Raw genomic sequence first — 17,012 nt, forward strand, 5'->3', positions numbered from 1 at the left:
AACGTTAAGGGTGCGTAGTTGTGTGGTGTTGGTCGATCAGATCCGGTGCCCCGCGGCGATGATCTTGCGGAGAAATGCCTGGGTTCGCTCATGCTCTGGATGACTGAAGATATCCTCGGGCTTACCTTCCTCCACGATCCTGCCGCGATCGAAAAACAGCACGCGGTCCGCAAAATCGTGGGCGAAACCCATTTCATGCGTGACGAGCAGCATCGTCATATCGGTTTCTTTGGCGAGCCGCTGCATCACGTTCAATACTTCTTCAACGAGTTCGGGGTCGAGCGCGGAGGTCACTTCGTCGAAAAGCATGATCTTGGGTGCGAGGGCCAGCGCCCTCGCGATCGCCACGCGTTGCTTCTGGCCGCCGGAAAGTTGCGCCGGGCGGCTCTTTGCCTTGTCGGCCATACCGACCATGTCGAGTAGTTCCAGTGCGCGTTTTTCCGCCGACTCGCGGCTCTCACCTTTGGTCAGCATGGGCGCGAGCGTCACGTTATCGAGCACGCTCTTGTGCGGAAACAGATTGAAGTGCTGGAATACCATACCGATCTTCTCGCGCATCTTCTGCAGGTGGCGCTCGTTCGCGGGCACCATCTGGCCGCCATGCGGCATATGAAACAGTTGTTCGCCGTCCACTTCGATGTGGCCGCCATCGATCGATTCGAGCGTCATCAGAATGCGCAGGATCGTGGTCTTGCCGGAACCCGACGGGCCGATTAGCGCGAGTTTCTCGCCCGGCATCACATCGAGCGAGAGTTCGTCGAGCACGGTCAGCGCGCCGTAACGCTTCGTGATGCGATCGATGCTGATCAACGGCTTCATCATCGGTGCCTCCCGGCGTGGCGGAAAGGTGCCGGCAGAGGCCGACGGAAGCGTCGCCGGAGCGATGGCTGAAGCACTCAGCATGTCGGCGACTCGCGCGGTTTTCATATCGATTCGGTTCCCGTTCGTCATACCTGGCTCGATGGAAGGTGATGCGGCGGTGATGCCCGGCAAAGAACTATGCAAACCAGAATACAAAGCCATATTTGCGTTCCGATTGCCCTAGAACAATTCTTTTTTCATGGAGATCCGGGCCGCGCTATGAGGCGAAAGACCGACAGGGCAAGAAACCGGCATACGCGCCAGGGACAACACCTATGAGCAGAGCGCGAAACAGATCACGGCGACGTCGCCGAGTTGCGCGCCCCCGGTTCAGGCCCGCGATGAAGATTGAACTAGCACATTAAAAGCCGCTTTTCGCGGCATTAGACTGCGGCCAGAAATGCCTACAGGTGTCTCACTGCGTTCATGGGTCACCACTTTCCGCAACGACGTCACGCCAGAGAGAGGGGAAGATGTCAGATACAACGCAACAGGAACCGCGAACCACGGCACCCGTCGTACGCCTGCCGTTTGAACGTGCCGAATACGCCGCCCGTATCGGCAAAACGCGTAAAGCGATGCAGGCTGCAGGGATCGAACTTCTGATCGTGTCCGATCCGACCAACATGGCGTGGCTCACCGGTTACGACGGTTGGTCGTTCTACGTGCATCAGTGCGTGCTGCTCGCGCTAGACGGCGAACCGGTCTGGTTTGGCCGCGGCCAGGACGCGAATGGTGCAAAGCGCACCGTGTTCATGGAGCACGAGCAGATCGTCGGCTATCCGGATCATTACGTGCAATCTCCCGTGCGGCATCCGATGGATTACCTCGCCCGCGAGGTGATCGAGGCGCGCGGCTGGGGCGCACTGAAGATCGGCGTGGAAATGGACAACTACTATTTCAGCGCCGCGGCCTATCGTTCGCTCGTCGCTCATCTTCCCAAGGCGAAATGGCAGGACGCGACCAGTCTCGTGAACTGGCAGCGCGCCGTTAAATCGCCGCGTGAAATCGAATACATGCGCGTGGCTGCTCGCATTGTTGAGAAGATGCACGCGCATATCGTCGAGCGGATCGAACCCGGCATGCGCAAAAACGACCTGGTCGCCGAGATCTACTCGGCAGGCATTACCGGCGTAGACGGTTACGGCGGCGACTACCCGGCAATTGTGCCGCTGTTGCCCACCGGCGCCGATGCCGCCGCTCCGCATCTGACCTGGGACGACACGCCCTTCGCCAAAGATGCCGGCACGTTCTTCGAAATCGCCGGCTGCTTCAAGCGCTATCACTGCCCGCAGTCACGCACCGTTTACCTCGGTAAGCCGCCAAAGCATTTCGTCGACGGCGAGCGCGCGGTGGTGGAAGGCATTGAAGCGGGTCTCGCCGCAGCCAAACCCGGCAACACGTGCGAAGACATCGCCCACGCGTTCTTCGCGGTGCTGCACAAATACGGCATCGAGAAAAACAGCCGCTGCGGCTATCCGATCGGCGCAAGCTATCCACCGGACTGGGGCGAACGCACGATGAGCCTTCGGCCGGGGGACAAAACGGTCCTCGAACCGGGCATGACGTTTCACTTCATGCCGGGCCTGTGGCTCGACGACTGGGGACTCGAAATCACCGAAAGCATCCTGATTACCGAAACCGGCGTCGAGACCTTCTGCAATACGCCGCGCAAACTGTTCGTCAAACCGTAAACCCGTCAACCCCTGTGCCGCCGCGACCGCGACGCGCACAGGAATACGTAAGGGGAAACATGCTTCCGAAGACAATGAAGGCTGTCGTGCTGACGGCCCACGGCGGCCTCGACAAACTCGTCTATCGCGACGACGTGCCGGTTCCCATGTGCAAAGCGGGCGAAGTGTTGCTCGAAGTAACCGCTTGTGGGCTGAACAATACCGACGTCTGGGTTCGCGAGGGGGCATATGGCACGGATGACGACCCGCAAGCCGTCTCCACGTGGCGGCGGGGCCGCTCGACGCTGTCGTTTCCGCGCGTTCAGGGTGCGGATATTGTCGGGCGCGTGGTCGCAGTGGGCAGCGGAGTCAGCGATGCACGTGTCGGCGAACGCGTGATCGTCGATGCATCGATCTATAACCGCGACGACGACAGCCTCGCCGATATCGACTACATCGGCCACGGCCGAGATGGCGGATACGCCGAATACACAGCAGTACCCGCGGAGAACGCACATCGCGTCGATTCCACTTACTCCGATGCCGAGCTAGCGACGTTCTGGTGTGCCTATCACACCGGCGAACAGATGATCGAACGCGCCGCCGTCAAGAGTGGGGAAACCGTGCTGATTACGGGCGCTTCCGGCGGCGTCGGTTCGGGAATCATTCAGCTATGCCGCGCGCGTGGTGCAATTCCGTATGCGGTGGTTAGCAAAGGCAAGGAAGCTGCGGTGCTCAAGCTCGGTGCAGAAGGCGCGATGCTTCGCGACAGCGAGAATTTTGTCGTGGATGTCGAACGGATGACAGGCGGCCGGCCGGTCGACGTGGTGGCCGACCTGGTCGGCGGCGCGCTGTTCGGCAAGCTGCTGAACGTGCTAAGGCCGGAAGGCCGCTACACCACGGCGGGTGCTATTGGCGGACCTGTAGTCCAACTGGATTTGCGCACGATGTATTTGAAGCAGTTACAGCTAAACGGGTCTTCGCAAGGGACACGCGCGGCTTTCAAACGCGTGCTCGACTATATCCAGGCCGGTACGATCAAGCCGATTCTGGCCGCGACCTATCCTTTGTCGAAGTTTCATGAAGCGCAAACGCAATTCATGGCCAAGCGCTTCGTGGGCAATATCGTCGTGATTCCGGACCGGCATTACACACCGGCAGCAAAACGAGCTTGAAAAAACGGTCTGCATGACATTGCAACCGGAACAGCGATCATCCGCTGTTCCGGCTGTTTTCTATCCACCGCACGACACCACCTCACGATCGATCACTGATCAGCAGCGCCGGCGCCGCACCGCATTCGCTGCGGCACACGAACCGGCGCGCCATTTAGCTACGCGGAAGCAGCCGGCGCAAAAACCTGCGACGCGACTTCGTCCACCGCCTCACGTGCGAGCTTCACGATCTCGTCAACGTCGTTGCGCGACGTAACCAACGGCGGCGCGAAGCCGAGAATATCGCCGTGCGGCATGGCGCGCGCAATCAATCCACGCTGCAACGCCGCAGCGGAGACGCGCGGTCCGACCTTCAGCGCTGCATCGAACGGTTGACGGCCGTCCTTGTCGGCCATGAACTCAAGCGCGGCCAGCATGCCGGCACCCCGCACTTCGCCAACCAGCGGATGCGAATCAAACGCCGCATGCAACTGTTCGAGCAGATACGCACCGGTTTGCGCCGCGTTCTGCGTAAGGTTTTCGCGTTCGAGAATATCGAGGTTCGCGAGTGCCGCCGCGGCGCAGATCGGATGACCTGAATAGGTCCAGCCATGACCCATCGCGCCGAATTCCTGCGACGCCTTGTCGATCACGTCCCACACGCCTTCGCTGACAATCACGCCCGACAGCGGCGCATACGCGCTGGTCAAACCCTTCGCCACGGTGATCAGGTCCGGCGTGATGCCGTAGTGTTGCGCGCCCATCTTCGAGCCGAGGCGGCCGAAACCGCACACCACTTCATCGCAGATCATCAGGATGTCGTGCTTCTTCAGCACCTGCTGGATCGCGGACCAGTAACCGGCCGGCGGCGGCAGGATGCCACCCGTGCCCATCACCGGTTCAGCGATGAAGGCGGCGATCGTATCGGCGCCTTCCTGTGCAATGAGCTTTTCCAGTTCTTCCACACAGTACGCGACAAATTGCGCCTCGCTCATGCCGGCCGGCGCCTGCCGATACCAGTGCGGACACACCGTATGTTTGACACGCTCGATCGGCAAGTCGAAATATTGATGGAAGCTGGGCAAGCCAGTCAGACTGCCGGTAACGATTCCCGAACCGTGATACCCACGCTGGCGCGAGATGATCTTCTTCTTGTTCGGGCGCCCCTTCACGTTGTTGTAATACCAGACGAGCTTGATCTGCGTTTCGTTCGCATCCGAACCGGACATGCCGTAGTACACCTTCTTCATGCCCTTCGGCGCCCAGTCGATAATGCGCGACGACAATTCGATAATCGTATCCGTCGAGTGGCCGACATACGTGTGGTAGTAGGCAAGCTTCTTGGCCTGCTCGTAGATCGCTTCGGCTACTTCGGTGCGGCCATAGCCGATATTCACGCAATACAGACCCGCGAAGGCGTCGATATACGACTTGCCTTGATGGTCCTCGATGCGGATGCCTTTCGCGCCGGTCACAATACGGCCCGGCAGCGCCCCGCTCGCATGGTCGTGAGCGTGCGTCGAAGGGTGCATGAAGTGGGCGCGGTCGGCGTCGAAGAGTTGGTCGAGTTGGGTCATCGGAAGCTCCTTCGTGTGATCGTTGAATGGGTTGGGTTGACTCAGGCCGCCGCGTCAGCCGTCGCGGCAGCCGCCGTTGCAGCAGCCAGGCGGTGAGCGGGAAGACTGTCAGTCACCGGCAAGCCGAGCTGGCCGAGGCAGAAATAGCGGGTTTCGACAAACGGCTCAAAACCTTCAACCCCGCCTTCGCGGCCGAGTCCGGACGATTTGATGCCGCCGAATGGAATCGGCGCACCAGTGAATTTCGCGCCGTTCACGGACACCATGGCGAAGTCGAGACGGCGGATCAGTTGAAACACCGTGTTGAGGTCTTTCGCGCAGACATAGGCGACGAGGCCGTATTCGGTGTCGTTCGCGCGCTCAATGGCTTCATCGAGCGAATCGAATGGCGAGACTGCGGAGATCGGCGCGAAGTTTTCTTCGTCGTAGATGCGCATGCCGGGCGCGGCGTCCGCAACCACGGTCGGCTCGAAGAACCAGCCCCCGCGCTCATGGGCCGCGCCGCCGGTGGTGATGCGCGCGCCCTTCGCTTTGGCCTCGGCGACGCGCTGCGCTGTGGTGTCGAACGCGGCTTGATGCATCAGCGGACCGACATCCACGTCTGCTTCGAATGCGGCACCTACCCTCAGTGCTTTCACGGCCTCGCTATATTGCGCAACGAACGCTTCGTACAGCGGCCGGGCAACGAAGATGCGATTCGCCGCGCAGCAGTCCTGACCCGAAGTCTGAAACTTCGCCGCGATCGCCACGCTTACGGCCTGAGCGAGGTCGGCGTCTTCGGTCACAATGAAGGGCGCGTTGCCGCCGAGTTCCAGTGCCGTCTTCTTGATGCCGGCCTGGGCCGCGGTCTGCATGACCAACGCACCGACGCGCGTTGAACCGGTGAAGCTCACCGAGCGCACCCGGGTATCGCGTACTAGCGTTTCCATCGCCATTTGCGGTTCGCCGAGCACAACATTGAATACGCCCGCGGGAAAACCCGCTTCTTCCGCCAGTTGTGCGAGGGCGAGTGCGGAGAACGGCGTTTCATGCGCGGGCTTCACCACCACAGTACAACCTGCGGCGAGCGCGGCGGCGGCCTTGCGTGTGATCATCGCGCAGGGGAAATTCCATGGCGTGATCAGCGCTGCCACGCCGACGGGTTCGATCACCGTGCCCAGATGCGCGCCGTCGATATGCGTGGGAATTGTGCGGCCGTTCAGGCGTCGCCCTTCATGCGCAAACCATTCGACGAAACTCGCACCATAGGCGATTTCTCCGCGTGCTTCGGCGAGAGGCTTGCCCTGTTCGAGCGACAGAATCGCAGCCAGATCATGTTGATGGCGCAGAATCAGCTCATGCCAGCGCAACAGCAGTGCTGTGCGTTTGGCAACCGGCAGCCAGCGCCACGTAGAGAACGCGCGCTGCGCCGCGTCGACTGCTTCGGTGATTTGTGAGGCGTCGAGCATTGGCACGTGGCCGAGTACTTGCTGGTCGGCGGGATTCTGCACGGCGATACTCGCGGCGCTCGCGCTGTGTATCCAGCGTCCGTCAACGTAGCACAGCGATTTGAATAGGACCGGATGACCCAGCAACATGACGACCTCCTGTATGCGATGTATGTCTGTTACTGTACGACCGGCAGCGATGTGGTTTTTTTGGTTGAAGCGTCGCAAAGTCAGCGTTTTTTCTGGATTTTGCCGTGACACATGGCGATTTTCTGGCGCGATCGCCATGCGCTTCAACCGTCGTCGCCGATCGTTTGTTCTGCCCAGTCCGGCAACCCTTCCGTGCTGCTCTTCACCACCTTCGTGACGATGTACGTAAAGTACTTTTCGATACCCAGTTCGTCGGTCAGGAGTGAATCGATAAACCGCTGATAGTGGTCGATGTCGCGCGACATCACGTGCATCACATAGTCAACGCCGCCGCCCGTTGCGTGGCATTGCACAACCTCCGGTGCCGCGGCGATCCGCTCTTCGAAGCGCCGCATGTCCTGCGCGGTGTGACGTGCGAGCGTCACCTCGACCACGACGCGGCTGCCCTTGAAGGCGCGTATCCAGTCGATATCCGCGCGATAGCCGCGAATCACACCGCCTTCTTCCAGACGCTTGACGCGCTCCCACGCCGGCGAGATCGACAGATTGATCTCCTCAGCGAGACGCGACTTCGTGATGCGTCCGTCGCGCGCGAGGATGCGCAGAATCGCCAGATCGAAACGGTCGAGTTTCATCGTGCGCTCAGACTCCCACCGGTATGCCGCGCTCGACGACATCGGCCACCACCGCCACCGTATCGCCGATCCGCACGAGGCCCGGAAAATGCCGGGCCGCGAGCAGGCCGCCACGGCGCGCGCGATATTCGACGGGTACGCCGCCGGTACGCGATGCGTCGTGAATCCGTGCGATCACTTCGCCGCTTTCAACCGTTTCGCCGAGGTCCTTGCACAACTCCAGCAGACCGTCGTGTTCGCTCGTCGTAAAACAGGTGCCATCGGGCATGTCGAGCAGCGTCGTGGTACGCGAGGTCGGGTGCCCGGAATGACGCCCAGCTTCGTCTCGCCCAAGGATGCCCGCATACTGCAGGAAGCCTCGCACGCCGCGCTCCGCCACCGCTACGCTTTGCACCGTCGCCGTGCCGCCGCCGCCAAGTTCGGTCGACACAAACACCTTGCCCGCTTCTTCGACCGCTGTGTCGTACAGGCCGACACTATCGAGTTCGAGCATCCGCATCGAATACGGCGCGCCGAATGCGCGCATCGCCGCTTCGCACCGGGCCTGCTGACTGGCATCGGGCAGCAGGTGAATCGCAGCAAGCGGCACGAAATCGAGCGTTCGCCCGCCAGCGTGCAGATCGAGCACGTAATCGGCGAGCGGCAACAGATAGCGCTGAAAATAATCGGCGATCTTCTCGGTGATCGTGCCATCCGGTTTGCCGGGAAAGCTGCGGTTCAGATTGCCGCGATCGATCGGCGACGTGCGGCTGCCCGCGCGGAACGCGGGAAAATTCATGAATGGCACGATGATCACGCGCCCTTTCACGTCGTCGGTGTTCAAGGTTGCGGCCAGCTTCGACAACGCAATCGGGCCTTCGTATTCATCGCCGTGATTGCCGCCGGTGAGGAGCGCCGTCGGTCCCTCTCCGTTGCGGACCACCGTGACCGGAATCATCTCCGCGCCCCACGCGGATGTGTCGTGCGAGTGTGGCAGCTTCAGAAAGCCGTGTTGTTCGCCATCGGCGTTGAAATCGACCGTCGGCTGAATAGGTGATGCCCGCATATGCATTACTCCCTCACGAACAGCTTGTGCGGCGTGTTGTAGAACGTTTCGACGCCGGAACACCGATGCTCGTATCCTGTCCCGGTCATGTTGTTTCAGACATAGGCCGCTCTTAGCGCTTCGCGTCGTTGCGAAAAATCGTCCCTGCGCTCGTGGCATGCGCTCGCTTCAATGCAAGCGAGGCAATCGCGGTATCCTGCGCGCCGGTGCCGGTCAGGTCGCAGATCGTCACGTCGCTTTCATTGGCGCGGCCCACGGCCTGTTCGGCAATCACCTGACCCAGTTCCGCTATCGCGGCACCGGCATGCATCACGCCGGCATTCAGCGCGTGATGCAACTCGCCCAGCACGCGCGTTTGTTGTGCACGGTCGCATACATAGCGCGCCGCGGCGAGCGCTGCCGGCGCGATTTCATTCTTGTGCTCGGCGTCCGAACCCATCGCGGTGATGTGCAAACCTGGATGCAGGTCGGTGATGTCGATCAGCGGTGTGCGGCTTGGCGTCGTGGTGATCGCGATGTCCGCTTCGGCGAGCGCATGGTGGACATCACGTGCAACATCGCATTGCACGCCGAGCGAGGCGCTCATCTCCGCAGCGAAACGTTGCGCATTGCCCGGATCGCGCGCCCATACGCGCACGTGTTCGACGCGACGCACCAGCTTCAATGCGCGCAATTGCAAACGTGCCTGCTCGCCGGCGCCCAGCACCGCGACTTGCGGCGTGTGCTGTTTCGCCAGCCAACGCGCCGCGACCGCGCCGGCCGCCGCCGTGCGCACGGCCGTCAGATAACCGTTGTCGAGCAGCACTGCTTCGGTCAGCCCCGTCTTTGCCGATAACACCAGCATCAGGCCATTCAGACTCGGTAAGCCGAGCGACGGATTGTTGAAGAACCCCGGACTCACCTTGATCGCGAAACTATCGAAACTCGGCAGCCAGGCTGTCTTGACGTCGACTTCGCCGTTATGTTCCGGCAGATCGAGCCGCAGGATCGGTGGCATCGCAACAGCTTCGGTAGCGAGCGCGAGAAAGGCGGCTTCCACCTGGTCGATGGCGGCAAGGTCGAGCGGCACGAGTTCGCGAAGCTCAGCTTCGCCAAGGAGCGTGATCGAGGTCATAGAATGGTGTGTGAATCAGCTTGGGGCGACGCGGTGTCTACGATCTGGCGATGCAGATCCATATCGATGTTGGCGCCCGTCACGACGAGCACGAGCGGCCCACGTTTGATGCGCTCGGCAGGCAGCACGCCATCAAGCAAGGCGGCGATGCCTACAGCCGCCGCGCCTTCCACAACGAGGCGCTCATGCCGGTATGCATGTGCGATGCCGCGTGCAATCGACGCCTCGCTGAGCAGCACGGTGTCGTCGATCAGATCGCGCGTGAGCGCATAGGTATAGCGGTTTTCGAGTCCGATGCCGCCGCCCAGCGAATCTGCGAGCGTTTCGACTTCTTCGACCAGCACCGGCTGGCCGGCCGCGAGACTCGCATGCATCGCGGCGCCACGTGCCATCGTCACACCGATCAGGCCGATCGCGCGATTCGCGCTTTTAGCCGCGATCGCAATGCCCGCAAACAGGCCACCGCCGGACAGCGGCACGACGATGTTCGCGACATCCGGCAACGCCTCGACGATTTCCAGTCCGATGGTCGCCTGACCGGCGATCACATGCAGATCGTCGAATGGCGGGACGTAGGCGAAACCTTCTTCGCGTACCAGTCTCAACGCTTCATGTTCGGCCTCATCCTGGCTCTTGCCGACAATCCGCGCCTGCGCGCCGAGTGCGCGCACGGCTTGCACTTTATTCGCCGGTACGAGCGCGGACATGCAGACGGTCGCGTCGATACCCAGCGCGCGGGCCGCATGCGCCACCGCGCGGCCGTGATTGCCCGTCGAGGCAGTCACGACTTTCCGGCAACCCTGTTCGGCAAGGCGAGCGAGTGCATTGGTGGCGCCGCGCAGCTTGAAGCTGCCGGTCGGCTGCACGGTTTCGAGTTTCAGAAAAACCGCTGTGCCCGCCTTCTCCGACAGACTCTGCGATTCGATGAGCGGCGTATGACAAACGCGCCCCGCGATACGGCGACGCGCGCGATAGACATCGGCTAACGACAGAACGGACATGAACGCGGCCCTGCACGAAAGGGTTCAATTCCGATGCTGTCGCGCCTGCGTTGTCACGCTGATTGCGGCCGCATCGTTTTTCAATGCAGTCCAGTCTAATGTTCTAAAAAACGATTTCCATTGTCCTAGTTCATTTCACGCGAGCAGTGCGAAATCCGATCGAAGTCAGGTGAAATCATGCACCTGCGGGTACTGCTCGAACACGTCGCGCATTGTTTCCAGTGCGCCTTTATAGGTTTCCTCGCTGACCTCGGCACCGACGCAGATACGCACCGCATTCGGCCGGTCCGCGTCGCGCACCAGAAATGGATCAGGCGAAGTCACGGCAATATCGCGGTTACGCAGCTCCCTCACCAGACGGTCGGTATGCCAGTGGTCGGGCACGCGCAGCCAGGCGGACAGTGCCTGTGGATGCGCGCCAAGCACGTATTTACCCAACGTTTGCTGCAATTGCGCCTGACGCCGTCCCAGACGTTCGCGCTGTATTTCCACGAGCCGTTCGGCAGTCCCGTCGACGATCCAGCGCGTCGCCACTTCGGCCATCGGCGAAGTCGCCATCCAGCTGCTCACACGCAACACGCTTTCAGCGCGCAGCGCGAGCCGCCGCGGGGTAGCGAGGTAGCCGATCCGCAAACCGGTCATCACCGACTTCGTCAGGCTCGTGCAATAGAACGACAGATCGGGAATCAGACTCGAAATCGGCGTGCCATGCTTCGCAGGCAAAGGACCGTAGACATCGTCCTCGATCACGTAAACGCCGTAGCGTTCGGCGATTTTCGCAATCGCGCGGCGCCGCGAATCGGGCATGAGCGCCACGGTGGGATTGTTCAGCGTGGGCGTGCAGACAAGGGCCGTGATGCGTTCGCTATCGCACATCTCCTCGAAGTGTTCGGGATGAATACCGTATTCGTCGATCTCGAGGCCTTTCAGCGTAAAGCCCAGTACATTCGCCGAGCCGATCACGCCATGATCCGTGAGGCTCTCACACAGTACCGTGTCACCCGGCCCCACGAGCGAAGCCAGTGCCAGAAAGATGCCGTGCGCCGCACCATTCGTGACTAGCAGCGTATCCGCCGAAGCCGGCATGCCCAGCGACGCGAGCCACGCGATCCCCGCCTGCCGATGATGCTCGAAGCCCGCAATAGGCCGGAACGCGCGAATCCAGGGTTGGTCCTCGAGCGTCGAGAGTGTCGCGCAGACCTTGCGCCACATAGCGTCGTGTTCCGGCGTATGGATGATGCGCGCAATCGAAAAATCGACCACCGAACGCTCGGCCGTGTCGAGCATATAGCTCGACATGGTTTCCGTGACGCGCGCCGCCACGAAGCTGCCGCGGCCCACCTCGCAGCGGATCAGCCCCTGCCGCTCCAGTTCCTTGTAGGCATTGGTCACCGTCTGCACGCTGATCGCCAGTTCCGAGGCGACGTCGCGCTGCGGCGGCAGGCGCGCGCCCGCCGGCAACGACTCGCTTTCGATGTCGCCCGCGATCGCCTTGACCAGCCGTTTATATTTCGATTCCACGCCGTGCACCGCGCGCACGGCATCCCGCCACTGCTCGATCACCGCTGCCCTCCGTTGTCGTCGGACCCCGCCTATGTCCACTCCACCTCAATAGTGAGGCCAAACACTGCACAAAAATAATTGTCCTAGTGCATTGACGAGCAAAAATAGGGGTTTGTATCGTGCAATTTGCGGGGGCGGCACCGGCCGCTCAGATCAATCGGAATCGGTTCGCATCAGCTTGCGTCCGGTTCTTCGTCCATGATGAGCAGAAACAGCGTCGACTGGGATGAGATATCCAGTTTTCTGTAGAGATTGCGCCGGTGAACCTTGGCGGTGGCGGGTGACACGCCGAGCTGCCTCGCCATATTTTTGGTCGAGTGACCCGCCAGAATCAGCAGGGCGATTTCAATTTCGCGATTGGTCAGCGACGCATTGGACCGCTTGCGCAACGCCTGTTCGAAGTGAATACGCCGGTCGTTTCCGGCGGCAGAACTCACCGCCGGGGGGAGTACCGCTTTCTGCGCCGCCAGGGTATGGCGCATCAACGGAAGCAGCCATGCGCCGTAGAGACAGAGGGTGCCGATTTCAGTCGAACTAAAGCGGCGTTCACTCCCTATCGACACAGACAGCGTTCCTCCCGCGGGCAGAGGTGCTAAAAACTGCACCTCGTCTTCCAGCACGTTCACTGAAAAATAACGACGAAAATATTCGGTTTCCCGAAAGTGATCGGGCGCAACTTCGTCGAGGCAATACACGCCCGGACTGATCGCGCCCAGGCTGAATTGATAGAAAGGGTCCAGCAAATAGACGTTGTTCAGATACCCCTTGAACAGTTCGTCGTTCGACGTGCGAGCCTGGATCTCCGCAATCAGCTGCGGCTTCCCGGCGGGCCAGAAAACCATCACCACCCAGTTGTCAAAGTGGACCACTCTGCGCAATAGATCGATCAGCGCAGGCCAGAACTGCCTGTCGTCGAGTTTTTCGACCAGACGCCCGAGCCGCTGATGAAATGCAACGTCCGCTACTTCAAGCTGCATGCCAGTTTCCTCCACTACCCCTAACGGGGTAGTTCGCTCCATCGTTCTAGCCCTTCGGCCTGATTTTCACCGGCTACGCCCCACCCTACCATCGCAATACCCCGACGCATGCGCGCCGGCAGGCTTGCTCGCAACGAGCAACACAGGAGACAGGTATGGGTATCAGAGACATCGGTGTTCGAGTTGGCCACGGCACGCCTGGTCCATTTAATAGCATCACCGACGTGCAAGGCGTAAGAGTGGGGCATCGTACCCTGGTCGAAAATCGGGCAGAAGTATCGATTCGAACCGGCGTGACCATCATCGAGCCACGCGCCGGCATCGCGCGGTTTGATCCATGTTTTGCCGGCTGTCACGTGCTCAACGGAAACGGCGATGCCACCGGTCTGGAATGGATACGCGAATCCGGCTTGTTGAGTACGCCCATTGCCTACACCAACACACACAGCGTCGGCGTGGTTCGCGATGCACTGGTCGCCGCCGAACGCGAATGGGTCGGCGACAGCCAGTATTGGTGTATGCCGGTGGTGCTGGAAACTTTTGATGGCGTACTGAACGACATCTGGGGACAGCACGTCACCGCAACACATGTCCACGAAGCACAGGCGCAGGCCCGTAGCGGCCCTGTCGCCGAGGGCTCGGTGGGCGGCGGCACCGGCATGATTTGCCACGAATTCAAAGGAGGCATTGGCACAGCCTCACGCAAGCTCGCAGCGGACGACGGCGGTTGGTGCGTGGGCGCTTTGGTCCAGGCCAACTACGGCCGTCGCGACGCGCTGCGGGTAGCGGGCTATCCCGTTGGCGAGGCGCTGCGGAATCTGCCGTCGCCATTCGACCGGCGTCAGGCAGGTGTCCCCGGAATGGGATCGATTGTGGTGACGCTCGCGACCGACGCGCCGCTTCTTCCGCATCAATGTGAGCAACTTGCACGACGCGCAAGCATTGGCTTGGCGCGTGTGGGCGGCGGCACCGAATACTCCAGTGGCGATATCTTCGTCGCCTTCTCGGTAGGTAACCGCGGCATACCGCCGGCGGATTACGGCAAGGCGGGCGAGCCGGTCATCAGCGTGCGCAGTGTCAGCCAGGATTTCATGTCTGCGCTATTCGTCGCGGCTGCGGAAGCGGTCGAAGAGGCCATTCTCAACGCACTGGTTGCTGCGGAGGATATGAACGGACGAGGCGTTCATGTCACCGCGCTCGGGACCGCCCGGCTACTAAAAGCACTGGAGCAAGTCGGCTGGCGTCGCGGCGCAGATCACGCAGACCACCCATTCGCTGACTGACTCCTCTCCCCCTGCTTGAGATCCTTCAATAAAACCGAAAGGCCATATATGACTTCTCGCCATCTCATCACTGTTGTCACAGGAATTCTCGCAGCGTCGGGGATGCTTGCTGCGACGACAAACCATGCTAAAGCCGAAGAACTGAACCTCTACAACTGGTCGGACAATATTGCCGACGACACGGTGTCGGGCTTCGAAAAGGAAACGGGGATTCATACGCGATACGACGTCTATGACGGCGACGATACCTTGCAGGCAAAGTTGCTAAGCGGTTCATCGGGCTATGACGTGGTGGTGCCGTCGTCCTCCTACGCCGGCAAACAGATCCAGGCGGGCGTCTATCGGAAACTCGACAAAAGCAGGATTCCACATCTGGCTAATCTGGATCCCATGCTCATGAAAATGCTTGCGTCAGCCGATCCCGGCAATCAATACACAGTGCCGTGGTCATGGGGAACGGACGGCATCGGTTACAACGTCACGAAGGTGACGCAGATTTTGGGCAAGGACGCGCCCTACGATAGCTGGAACCTGCTGTTTGATCCACAATACGTATCCAGGCTGAAAAGCTGCGGCGTTTCAGTGCTCGACTCTCCGGAAGACGCATTCTCGGTTGGGCTGATATACCTGCATAAGGATTCCAATAGCACCAACCCCGCGGATTATCAGGCGGTGTACCAGCTATTCAAAACGATTCGCCCCTACATCACCCAGTTCAATTCTTCCGGTTACATCAACGACCTGGCCAATAACGATGTCTGCATCGCGCTAGCGTGGTCCGGCGACGTCGGCATCGCGAAGCGCCGTGCAGAAGAAGCACATCGCGCTTATGAGATTCGCTACATGATTCCAAAAGGCGACGGCGTGCTGTGGTTCGATCTGATGGGTGTTCCAAAAGACGCGCCGCATCCGGAAGCGGCGATGCAATGGATCAATTACATCCTTCAACCCAAGGTGAGCGCGGCGATCACCAATCAGGTTTTCTATCCAAACGCTAACGCCGCTGCGCGTGTTTATGTGAAGCCGGCCATCCTCGATAACGAAGCGGTCTATCCACGCGGTGAAAGGATGAAATCGCTCACACTGTCGTTGCCTTTGCCGGCCGATATCCTTCGCCTTGAAAACAGGCTGTGGACGCAACTCAAGGCAGGGCGCTGACCTGAGGTTGCCAAGGCGCACAGGGTTCCCGCGAAATCCTCAGCGCGGGATGGCCGGCGAACACCGCGCAGTAGCGATTACGACGCCCGGCGATGCACGTACCCGGTGCGTCGCCGTTCATCGTCAGTCATGATTGCACCATGACATGCTTCGCCAAACGTTTGCGGCATGCACGATAGCGCCCGCAATGCCCGTGGAGTCGACCCGGCCCGATGCTTGCTTTTATGCAGGTACAACATTTCCACGCTACCGGGGCCAAGCCATGTCGAATCCGCTCGAAATCGTCGAACTGACGCATCACGTCAGGAAGCTGGCGACGGGGAAAATCTCCGATATCAACGACATCAATCGCGAGACCACGTTCCTCGCACTCAACGCCTTGATCGAAGCGGCGCGCGCCGGTAATGCAGGCCGTGGCTTCGCGGTCGTGGCGAATCAGGTCAAGCATGTGTCCGCGCGAATCGGCGAAATCACTACGGTGCTCAATCGCGAACTCGCCGGCTCGCTGACCAAGCTGACTGATCTCGGCGACAGCATGATCGAACGGCTGCGCTCACATGAGGGCCAACGTTGCGCCGATCTCGCGCTGAACATGATCGATGTAATCGACCGCAATCTGTACGAGCGCTCATGCGACGTGCGCTGGTGGGCGACCGATTCCGCGGTGGTCGACTGCCTCGCCCATAAGAGTGCGGAGACACGGGCGTATGCGTCGCGCCGTCTGTCGGTGATTCTCGACAGCTACACCGTGTACCGCGATTTATGGATCATCGACGCGGCGGGCAACGTAGTCGCAAACGGCCGGCCGGATATGTATGCGGTGCACGACCGCAATGTCGCCGAAGCCGGGTGGTTTCGCGAGGCGATGAAAACACCTTCGGGCGCGGACTTTATTGCGGGAGACATTGAGGCGCTGCCGCTTCTGAAGCACGCGCACGTCGCGACCTATGCAACGGCAATCCGCGAAAACGGCGCGGTCGACGGCAAACCGCTCGGTGCACTGGTAATCTTTTTCGACTGGGCGCCACAGGCGTCGGCCGTCGTTAAAGGCGTGCGGCTCACGGAAGAGGAATGGCGACGCACGCGCTGCATGATCGTCAACGCGTCGCATCGCGTGATTGCGAGTTCGGACGATAAGGGCGTGCTCGACGAACAGTTCCATCTGAATACCAACGGCCGTCCAGCAGGCTTTTATCAACTGGCAGACGGCCGTACCATATCGTTCGCCGCCACCCCAGGCTATGAGAGCTATCGCGGTTTGGGGTGGTACGGCGTGATTGTGCAGTCACCGCCGTGAGGCGATCACGCAAGGCGGCAGCTCTACCCATCGCGCGTTGCGGCTTGCGGCTTGCGGCTTGCGGCTTGCGGCTTGCGGCTTGCGGCTTGCGGCTTGC

Annotated in this window: 15 protein-coding genes; 6 read left to right on the top strand and 9 right to left on the bottom strand. The window is 60.7% G+C overall.

The annotated features are described in order from the left end of the window. Positions 1-36 precede the first annotated feature (36 nt). Positions 37-903, bottom strand: coding sequence for an ectoine/hydroxyectoine ABC transporter ATP-binding protein EhuA (gene ehuA / locus ACUN0E_RS04270; RefSeq protein WP_445570377.1), 867 nt, complete (start codon positions 901-903; stop codon positions 37-39). Here ehuA and ACUN0E_RS04275 point away from each other — a divergent pair. The 3 genes from ACUN0E_RS04275 to ACUN0E_RS04285 all read left to right on the top strand — a co-directional run bounded on the left by ACUN0E_RS04275 (position 800) and on the right by ACUN0E_RS04285 (position 3,709). Next, positions 800-1,045, top strand: a complete 246-nt coding sequence (locus ACUN0E_RS04275) for a hypothetical protein (protein ID WP_408519483.1) — start codon at positions 800-802, stop codon at positions 1,043-1,045. The genes ehuA and ACUN0E_RS04275 overlap by 104 nt on opposite strands. A gap of 289 nt (positions 1,046-1,334) precedes the next feature. Next, on the top strand, positions 1,335-2,555 hold the full coding sequence (gene doeA, locus ACUN0E_RS04280) for an ectoine hydrolase DoeA (RefSeq protein WP_445565752.1): 1,221 nt from the start codon (positions 1,335-1,337) through the stop codon (positions 2,553-2,555). A 59-nt stretch (positions 2,556-2,614) separates the two neighbouring features. Beyond that, positions 2,615-3,709 (top strand): alcohol dehydrogenase family protein, encoded by a 1,095-nt coding sequence (locus ACUN0E_RS04285; RefSeq protein WP_445565753.1) that lies wholly within the window; start codon positions 2,615-2,617, stop codon positions 3,707-3,709. A gap of 158 nt (positions 3,710-3,867) precedes the next feature. On the opposite strand, the gene ACUN0E_RS04290 is transcribed toward ACUN0E_RS04285, so the two are convergent. From ACUN0E_RS04290 to ACUN0E_RS04325, 8 genes are all read right to left on the bottom strand, one after another. Further along, on the bottom strand, positions 3,868-5,265 hold the full coding sequence (locus ACUN0E_RS04290) for an aspartate aminotransferase family protein (RefSeq protein ID WP_408508392.1): 1,398 nt from the start codon (positions 5,263-5,265) through the stop codon (positions 3,868-3,870). A 41-nt stretch (positions 5,266-5,306) separates the two neighbouring features. Next, positions 5,307-6,842 (bottom strand): NAD-dependent succinate-semialdehyde dehydrogenase, encoded by a 1,536-nt coding sequence (locus tag ACUN0E_RS04295; RefSeq protein ID WP_445565754.1) that lies wholly within the window; start codon positions 6,840-6,842, stop codon positions 5,307-5,309. Positions 6,843-6,985: 143 nt separating this feature from the next. Further along, on the bottom strand, positions 6,986-7,477 hold the full coding sequence (locus tag ACUN0E_RS04300) for an Lrp/AsnC family transcriptional regulator (RefSeq protein WP_408519385.1): 492 nt from the start codon (positions 7,475-7,477) through the stop codon (positions 6,986-6,988). A gap of 7 nt (positions 7,478-7,484) precedes the next feature. Continuing rightward, on the bottom strand, positions 7,485-8,522 hold the full coding sequence (gene doeB / locus ACUN0E_RS04305) for a N(2)-acetyl-L-2,4-diaminobutanoate deacetylase DoeB (protein ID WP_445565755.1): 1,038 nt from the start codon (positions 8,520-8,522) through the stop codon (positions 7,485-7,487). A gap of 112 nt (positions 8,523-8,634) precedes the next feature. After that, on the bottom strand, positions 8,635-9,636 hold the full coding sequence (locus ACUN0E_RS04310; RefSeq protein ID WP_445565756.1) for a cyclodeaminase: 1,002 nt from the start codon (positions 9,634-9,636) through the stop codon (positions 8,635-8,637). Next, a complete protein-coding gene (gene eutB, locus ACUN0E_RS04315) occupies positions 9,633-10,637 on the bottom strand; it encodes a hydroxyectoine utilization dehydratase EutB (RefSeq protein ID WP_445565757.1) in 1,005 nt (334 codons plus the stop codon). The genes ACUN0E_RS04310 and eutB overlap by 4 nt, the downstream gene beginning before the upstream one ends. Positions 10,638-10,802: 165 nt before the next feature. Next, positions 10,803-12,200, bottom strand: coding sequence for a MocR-like ectoine utilization transcription factor EhuR (gene ehuR, locus ACUN0E_RS04320; protein ID WP_445565758.1), 1,398 nt, complete (start codon positions 12,198-12,200; stop codon positions 10,803-10,805). A gap of 173 nt (positions 12,201-12,373) precedes the next feature. Further along, a complete protein-coding gene (locus tag ACUN0E_RS04325) occupies positions 12,374-13,192 on the bottom strand; it encodes a response regulator transcription factor (protein WP_445565759.1) in 819 nt (272 codons plus the stop codon). A 140-nt stretch (positions 13,193-13,332) separates the two neighbouring features. Here ACUN0E_RS04325 and ACUN0E_RS04330 point away from each other — a divergent pair, with 140 nt between their 5' ends. The 3 genes from ACUN0E_RS04330 to ACUN0E_RS04340 all read left to right on the top strand — a co-directional run bounded on the left by ACUN0E_RS04330 (position 13,333) and on the right by ACUN0E_RS04340 (position 16,915). Then, a complete protein-coding gene (locus tag ACUN0E_RS04330; protein WP_445565760.1) occupies positions 13,333-14,460 on the top strand; it encodes a DmpA family aminopeptidase in 1,128 nt (375 codons plus the stop codon). A gap of 48 nt (positions 14,461-14,508) precedes the next feature. Further along, a complete protein-coding gene (locus ACUN0E_RS04335; RefSeq protein WP_445565761.1) occupies positions 14,509-15,618 on the top strand; it encodes a polyamine ABC transporter substrate-binding protein in 1,110 nt (369 codons plus the stop codon). A 262-nt stretch (positions 15,619-15,880) separates the two neighbouring features. Then, positions 15,881-16,915: a methyl-accepting chemotaxis protein gene (locus ACUN0E_RS04340; protein WP_408224389.1), complete on the top strand. Its 1,035-nt coding sequence runs from the start codon at positions 15,881-15,883 to the stop codon at positions 16,913-16,915. Positions 16,916-17,012: the final 97 nt, after the last annotated feature.

This window comes from Paraburkholderia sp. D1E, assembly GCF_052682275.1.